This window comes from Candidatus Margulisiibacteriota bacterium, from assembly GCA_003242895.1.
GTDB lineage: Bacteria > Margulisbacteria > Riflemargulisbacteria > GWF2-39-127 > GWF2-39-127 > GWF2-39-127.
Genome location: QKMY01000012.1, coordinates 24893 through 34433, shown reverse-complemented (window position 1 = coordinate 34433; position 9541 = coordinate 24893). Strand labels below are relative to the sequence as shown.

The following is a 9541-nucleotide window of genomic DNA, read 5'->3' as shown; positions in this document are numbered from 1 at the left end:
CATATACCTTAACCGATGTCCAGGGAACGCATAATCTGTATGTCTGGACAATAGACCGGGCATTGAATATCAGTAGCGCCAATACTAGTATCATTTATGATAACCTGGCACCTAGTGTGAGTATTGAAATGAATAAGAACCCATCTGCCGTGCCTACAGGCACTGTGATAATTACTGTGAACATCACGGATGTTGAAAGCGGTATAGCATCAACTCCGAGTGTCTGGTATAAGCCTTATGGCAAAGCGCAGGTACCAATTACCTTAACCGCCAGGATAGGGAACCTCTATCTGGGTGTTTTTGATGTAACCACGGTGATATCTGATGGCCCTGCTTACTACGGAGTGACAGTGGAGGATAATTTAGGCCATATATCAACAACCGTTAAGAGTATTATCTATAATAATAATCCTTATACAAATAGTTTTGTAATAAGCAAGAATATGGGGCTAGTTGAATTTAATCTATATGATCAAGATACATTTGCAATGGATTATACAAATGATCAAAAAATATTGGTTCAGTATTCCAATGATACCGATTCGGTTGCCTGGATACTTTCTGAGACACAGGCTACTCGACCAAATGCCAGTAATCCTGGGTGGGAAAATATTCGACCGGTGTATTATATATTTAAAAATAATACTAGCGAAATTAAAACTATATATTTATGGACTAAAAATGGGCTAGGAAATATAAGTGAGATGGCTGTTACAAGAAGTATCGCCTATGACAATAAGCTGCCGGCGGCGTCAATTTCTATGAGACCGTATCCTTCTCTGCCAACAGGAGACGTTATAGTTACCGTAAATATAATTAATGAAGACTATGATATTCTTGTTACACCCCATTTAACTTATACAATAACTAATAATGTAACCGAATTAAAACTTATGAAAGCAGAGAATTTTGTCTGGTTTGCTACATTTAACATTAGTTGCCTTAATGTAGATGGAATTGCTGCTTTTAGTATAAAGATCACTGATAACGCCATGAATGTGGGAACTTCCCTCCTTGGTGCCTCAACGTTCAATATTGATACAATCCATCCGGTAGCTCCTAAGCTCGTACTTAGTGATTTGAATTCAGCCTCTACAATAAATGCTAATTCTCGTACTGTTAATGTTCAAATGGCTGATAATAATGATATTGCTGCCTGGATGTTATCAGAGACCAGGACCACTGCGCCTTTGTCTCAAGATTCCGGATGGGTATATACTAAACCGCTTTCTTATACATTCCCTGTTGATATCCCGGATATTAAAACAGTTTATTTATGGGTAAAAGATGATGCTGGTAATATAAATGAACAACAGATAACAGCCACAATTAATTATGATAATGTGTTTCCGACTGGTCATGTGTCAATTGCACCATCGAATAGTGTCAGTTCCGAAGCTGTTTCTGGTTTATTAACAGTGACGTTGGCCTTGTCGGAAATAACAACTACTCCTCAAATTGTTATAAGAACATCTGACCTGATAAATTATTACCCTGCGGTTAAAGGGAACTATCCGAATTGGACTGCTGATTTTCATATTAATAATAGCACGCCGGGAGGAATTGCTTATATTTCTTATAGGGCAACGGATAATGCTGGTAATATAGGAACACAGATTTCTTCAGGTTTTACTACCTTTAATATTGATACATCTATTAACAATCCTTCTATGAATATATACGACTTTGATAGTGGATCGGGAGTTTATACGAATCAACGGATTATTTCAGTTAACATCACTAATGATCCGGATATCGTTGCCTGGATTGTTGAAGAAGGCTGGGCAATAAAACCTGAAAAATCTCAGTTTGCCAGTTATAGCACTAAGCCTGTAACAATTAACTTGTCGGCAATGAACGATGATAAAACCGTTTATGTCTGGGTAATGGACCATGTAGGAAATATTAATCCAAGTTCGATTTATAAGACTATTAAACTGGATAATACACCACCAATAGGTTTGGTATCGATGAGTTTGTGTCCTGATGTACCGGCAGGTAAAGAAGTTAGAGTAACGATTGATTTGTCGGAAACCTTACAAATAGCTCCTGTATTGAGCTTCACTCCTTCCGGAAATGCTCCAGTTACTCTTAATCTCACCGGCTCTAATAGACAATGGGCGGCAACATTTAGTGTAACTACCCAGACCGGTGATGGTACCGCGAAATGGAATGTTGCTTTTCTTGATGTTGCCGGTAATTTGGCAACACATAATCTTGGAGTTACTACTTTTAATATTCAAACAAGTATTCCTGCAGACCCGGTATTTAATTTGTCAGATTTGGATTCTAGAAATACGGCTTACTCTAATTCTACAGTGGTAAGTATTAATATCAGTTCGTCAACAGCTAACGTATCAGTATGGTTTTTTGAAGAGGTCCCGGCTGGCGGGACTGCAGTAAAACCGCTTGTTGATGATAGTCGTTTTAATACTAATCCTATTACTACGTTTGCCATTAATAATGCAGAAGGTCAGCATGATGTGTGGATGTGGATTAAGAATAATATGGGCAATGTTAATAATGGCCCTGCCAAGACAAGTATCATATTGGATACTGTTCCACCGTCTGCTACTTTTAGTTTAGTGGATACTAATGTAAGTTATGGAAATCATTCTATAGTGCTCTCACTTAGTGAAGCTGTTGATTCTGTTCCATCTTTGAACTTAAACGTATCTCCTAATACTTATCTGCCTGTAATTCTTAGTGGAAGCGGCTTGAACTGGACAGGTTCTTTCTTGTTAACTTCACAGAACGTTACTAATGGTGTGGTTACCTGGAATTTGCTAATTACCGATCTTGCTGGGAATCCTCGTTTCATAGATAATAAGAAGTTTACGGTAGACACCTCTGCGCCTCCTAATCCGGTAGTAAATATACAAGGTCTGAATCAAAAAGATCCTCTGTATAAATATATTAAAACAAAAGATGGATGGGTGAAGGTATCAATTTCTAATCTTGTTTCCGGGTCAAAATATTTAATCGATCAGATTACTACTCAACGTATGGATGCTCAAGCAGCACCGCCATCATCCTGGATTGATTTCGATGATTTGGTAAGTGGACGTACTATGCAGGTTAGTAGTGGTGAAGGGATCAATACTATATACATATGGGTTAAAGATAATTTGGGAAATGTTAACTTTAACTTAACATCGGTTACGATTAATTATGATCCTTCCAAACCTCAAACTGCGATAAGCACAGTGCCTAATATGAGTGATATGAAAGCCGGACCGGTTTCGGTATTCTTAACTACAAACGAACCTCTTATCTCAACACCGTCATTGCAGATGATTCCATCCGGCAGCACCGGGATTACCATAAATATCGATACTGTGAATTCTGACCGTACTCAATGGCAGGGTAGCTTTGTTATTGTTCCTGAGATGAATAATGGGGTCGCGGTATTCTCAGTCTGTGCGACTGACAATGCTGAAAATGTAAATAATTCTGTAGATGCCGGGAGATCAACATTTAATATCGATACAATTATTCCTAGTATATCCGCTTATACACTATATGACTCTACAAGTTATTCAATGGACTTCACCAACTCGTTACAGATTAGCTTGGCAGCTACCTTTGATTCTGATGTCGTAGCCTGGTTCCTCAAAGAAAACGCCGGAGCCGCTCCGCAATACAATACGGTAGGATGGCAGTCTTTGCAGCCAGCGGGGATTGATCTTTCGGATATGGGAGACACCACTAGAAGGATTAGCCTGTGGGTAAAAGATCGGGCTAACAATATTTCTTCAATTATTGATAAATACATTACGGTAGACAGGACTGCTCCTTCCGGTAATTTTACACTTACCGATAAGGACAGTAAATCCGAACAATGGTGTAATGATCTTGTTATCAGTGTAAATATCAGTACGGATGCTGATGTTGTTGCCTGGTTAGTTAAGGAAGACCAATTAACCCCTGTAAGTGAGAATTCAAATGAGTTATTAGGATCTGTTCCGGGCACGGTTTCGATATCTGCCAGTGATGGAGAAAAAAATATTTATCTTTGGATAAAGGACCGGGCCGGGAATTTAAATAGTGTTACATTCAAGAAAACCATATTACTTGATCGAACTTTGCCGATGATCAATTTCAATCCTAATACTATAGAAATATCAAAGGCTGTTGCAAAAGCAGGGGATCAACTATTTATAACTTTTAATGCGGTTGATAGAACTGTGGATAGTGTGCCAAGAATTGTAACTACCTCATTATGGATTGTTCCTCAGTCCGGTATCCCGACTGCTGCTGAATTCGTAGCACGGACAATTCATAGCACTTTCCAGTTTAACCCTATTTATGATGGTAATTATTACAGGTATTCATATTTAGTTGGTAATTCGCAGTCCGGACTTGTCACTATGAACATAACAGTTACAGATAAGGCAGGGAATATCTCGACAACTATCAATAACACGACCCTCATTATTGATAATGATTGTCCTGTGGTGACAACTTTCTCTGTCACTCCTCAAAGACAAACGAATAGAGGGTTAGTAACTTTTTCATTGGGAAGTACTGACAATGTAATGATATCTACAGCCTCGATACTTGTTCGGGAGCCTGGTTATAATGAGATAATCGCGCCATATATTAATAAGGTTGGCGACATATATTATTTTAATTATAAGATATCCGGTGATGAATCCGGCACAGTAAATATTACTGCCAATATTACAGATATTGCAGGAAATACGACTGTCTTGACTGCGAATAATGTCCTTTATGCGAATAATGATATGCCGATGGTAGCCGAGATCAATATTTATAATCAGAATACAGGCGTTTACGGGTATGTCAGGTCCGGGGATTATGTCTTGATTACAGCGAATATCGTAAACGGCAGTGGTGTTTCAATAAATGGAATTCATGCGGACCTGACATGTTTAGGCAGGGGTAACAATATTTCTCCTGATATTTGGGACCAAGAAACAGCACAATGGCAGGTTACAGCGGCTTCGTTAGTTGATGCAACTGCAACATTAGGAATATTTGTAGTGGATAATTTGGGGAATACTTCCAATATGGAGGTCAAATCATTTATTATTGATAATACTGTTCCGACTGTTGATGCCAGTTCTGTTTTTGCTGATAAATATGTTGCTCACGTCGGTTCTGTTGTTACCATTTCATTCAATGCGTCTGATATTAACGGTATTGTTACTACGAGCGTATCTGTAAAAGAGCCGGGGATAGCGACAAGTGATGCCGTGTTTGTTAAGGTATCGGGAAACTCTTTTATCTATAATTATCCTGTAAAGAGCACCTTTGACGGTTCAGCGGTAATAAATGTGATGGCTAAGGACATGGTAAGTAATACGTATAGCACAATTAATGTCGTAGCTCTTAGAATTGACAATACCGCTGCATCAATTTCGATCATCGAAATGTCTAAATATCCATATGTAAGCAGTGGAGATCTATTCGTAACTGTTAATGTGTCGGAATCATTGGAAATTACGCCTGACGTATATATTTTGACATCAGGTAATACAAATGAAGTTCACACAACTTTTACCCGAAAGAATGGCAATAGTTGGGCAGGGCAGGTAAATATAGCAGGTAATTTACATAATGGTATTGCATCAATTTATACAAGAGTGACTGACAATGCCGGGATTGTTACTACTGTACTTGGCTCTGGAAGTATAGCAACTATTAATATTGATACGATAGCTCCGCCTGCACCGTCTTTATTTATTATACGAGATCGAAATGTAGGAAGGACAGAAATAACCGATGAGAGACTTGTTAGTATAGATATAGTTTCAGACCCGGATGTACAGTACTGGCTGCTTAGCGAAGATCAGACATCCCAACCGACGCCGAATAATCCACTGTGGGCGCAAAGAGGTGTTTGTCCTGTTACGTTTAATATTACCAGTGCCGGTGACGGGACCAAAAAATTATATCTATGGACACGTGATAATGCCTTAAATCTTTGTCCGATAGCTGTAAGCAGTTCGATTATGCTGGATAATACCGGAGCGATGGCAGTTATTTCCATGAGCCCGTATCCTGATGTCCCATCCGGTCCTGTATCCGTTAATATTGCGGTATCCGAAAAGGTTTTTGTTACACCTCAGGTTTCCGTGATTACGTCGTTGGGCACGGTTATTGCAATTAATAACCTAATTCCAATAGATATGTATAATTGGCAGGGAAGTTTTAGAGTTACCGGAAATAACATATCCGGTGACGGGATTGCTACCTTTAACATTGTTGTGGAGGATTCTGTCGGGAATATTTCAAGTACTCTAAGTGCTGGAGTTGTAACCTTTAACATCGATACGACTCATAATAATTCGGTATTTGCCTTAAGAGATCAGGATACGGAAGATGACGAATTCATAAATGATAGTACTGTTCTGGTTGATTATCTCTCTGACGAGGATTCTGTGGCTTGGATGATCTCAGAGGTCGTTTCAAAAAAACCGGCAGTTAATGATTATCGATGGGCAAATTATCAGCCGGTTTTTTATACCTTTAAAAATATAATCAGTGGAAATAAGACGGTCTATCTATGGACAAAGGATAAATTGGGGAATATTAATCCTGGAGTTGTTTCCTGGAATGTAGTTTTTGATAATATACCTCCGAAAGGATCAATACTGTATTTTAAAGATGATTTAACCGGTGATGTGCCGATAACCCTGAGTGTATTAAATGAAGATTACGCTCTTCGAATAACACCGAACCTTATGTATGGTACTTCGGTTAATATGATGCCGGTTACTTTGAGCCGGGCTGGAGATTTTGTCTGGGTTGGTACTTTTAACATAGACCTGGTAGTTACTAAAAGTTATTTGGAATTCGCTATATCGATTACCGATAATGCATCGAATTTGAATACCGATAAAAAACCGATCGGGTCCGGTGGTAGCAGTGGTGGCGACGGAACCGGCGATGGTGACGGCGGTGGTGGTGGTGGGACCGGTGTAGTTCCAGAAGAGGTTCAAGGTAAGGTTCTAATTGTTAGCGGTGTAATTGATACTTCACCTAAGATAATCTATACGGGTGATACAGGTCCCGCTATTATAACCCTTGATGCCAGAGCAAGCAGTAATATCCTGAGTTGGTATGGTGTCCAGGTTGTTCTTACAGGAAATGTGCTGGCCTCAAATATTGAAGCAGTCAAAGTCTATAGGGCCGGCCCCAATATTAACTCGCCACTTGAAAATGCCGTATTGATCAGTTCAGGCACGGATATATTTGTGAGAACTACAGCTAATTTATTGGTTGCCAGTATAACCTTTTTGTCAACTGAGAAAGTTGATGTTTCCGGAAATAAATATGTAATAGCAGCGTATACAAAAGACAGGGCTGTACCTAATCAGTCCTTCAGGTTACTTATTCCTAACGGAGCATATTTTTCTGTTAATTCGGGCAATATTGTAGAAAGCGCGTTGTTTCCGGTACAAACAGGTTTTATTACTATTAAAGAGGCTCCTAACAAGTTGTTGATGCAATCATGTAAGTATATAATTCCTTGTGCCAGACAGAATAACAAAGATGTTTTAGCAGGCGCTGTCAGATTGAGATCAGATAAGAATCTTATTGTATGGCGTGCTTTAAGTTTTAAACTGGATGGCAGTATTAAGGAAAAGGATATTAAAAACATTAAGATATATAAAGATAATGGGGACTCTGATGCTGAAAATTCCAGATTCGATGTTAATTCCGATGAATTGATTTCCAGCGGGGAGTATATTTTTGTATCGGGAAATACCGTATACCTGGAACTAAGGACTGTTCAGGAGATTTCTTCGGAATTTCTGGAAGGCAGAGTCTATTTTATTGCTCTCGATTTTGATCGCTATGCTTCGGTTAACAGTACTATGCAACTGGTTATTCCAGATCCTTCTTCTTTTATAATAAATAGCCCCAATATTACCGTAGATTTTAACTTTCCTTACGAAAGTGAAACTAACACATTGAACCGATATAACTCGGAAATTAAAGTCAAAGCTGAAGAACTGATTAATTCGGCTGTATACCCCGGGACAGATATGAACCTGATTGCCAAGCTGGCAATTTCCCTTGATTCCGAAAGCAGAACAATTAATTCTCTTGCATTACATATTTCAGGGACCAGCAATGTCTACGATAAAATGACAATATCAATATATCGGGATGTTAATCGGAATGATCTTTATGATGTTACTTCTGATGTGCTAGTCGGGCATACTGACGGGTATGTGTCTGAGACGGCAGTAACTATCAATTTTATCACGCCAATTGCAGTAGACGTAGTTACCAGGAATTATCTGATATTAGTATCGCTAGGTAACGAAGCCCGTATTGGAAACAGTTTCGGATGTAGTTTAGGTATTAATGATTTTGTTATAGATTATGATTCTTATATTGCTTCAGCTAATTTGCCGTTTCAGACCCATGTATGGGATATTATTGATAGACGACAACCTGAGAAACCGAAAGTGTCCGGAAATTATTTTGTTGCTGATCCTTCATCCCTTATCCGTGAAGTTAAGACGTTTGTCCCTGACGGAGTAATTTCCAGGATATTACAGGCAATCGGATCTGCTCCGGGCTTGGATGATGTTATGCCATGGTCTGAGGTTGATACGCAGGTATTGTCAGCTCATTCTGTCAAGTCTAAGAGCCTTAAATCCAGTTCAATAAGCTCTACGTATAACATATCCGGAGTTAATTTGCAGCATAAGCAGAAATATTATTATTCGGTAAAAGCTATTAACGAGCAGAACTCGGAAAGTTTTGAGAGCGAGGTATCTTCTGTACCTTTCGAAGTCGATCTTACACCGCCAAAATCAGCTTCAGATAAAAAAATACATGTATATTCATCTGTTTCGGAAGGTTCAAGCAATAACGCCGTAGTATCTCATGCGCTTGACTGGAATCCATATCTTGATGAAGAATCCGGGATTAAATGTCATGAAGTCTGGCAGAGTACTGGTTTTGAACCGAAATGGATTAATGTGGCAATAGTTACCGGGAATAAATCTATATTACAACTAACTGATAGAGAAAAGAATTCAACGTATTATTATAAGATAAGGGCAATAAATAATGCTGATAATCCTTCTGATTTCGATCTTGTATCGGATCCGACTAATACTTCTTATCCGGGAGAATTAATATCGAAAATAAGCAACTATCCTAATCCTTTTGATTCCAGACAGAAGCTTACTACAATTACTTACTTCTTGAGTAAAGATATTACTGTGACTATAAAGATATTTGATGCACTGGGGCATGTGGTATCGGAGAAAGAATATAATGCCGGCAGTAACGGGGGGCAAAAAGGCACCAATAAAATAACTTGGGATGGAACTAATGATAATGGCAAGAAAGTAGGTAAGGGCGGTTATATAATGTATATCAATCCGGTTGGCATAGAAGCTACGGGTTACATCGCTTTGCCGTGGATAATCGGAGTCATTCATTAGGTTAAAGTGTTTTTCTTTAATCGCTGCTCGATGTATGCCTAGATATACCTGTGTTGCGGTTTATTCGTTAAGGATAGGGACTGTCAGTTCTTTATAGGAGTTTA

General features: G+C 38.8%; 1 protein-coding gene. It reads left to right on the top strand.

Going from position 1 to position 9541, the window contains the following annotated elements; genetic code table 11:
* On the top strand, positions 1-9437 hold a 9437-nt coding region (locus DKM50_01140), incomplete at its 5' end, for a hypothetical protein (GenBank protein ID PZM83877.1).
* Positions 9438-9541 lie beyond the last annotated feature (104 nt).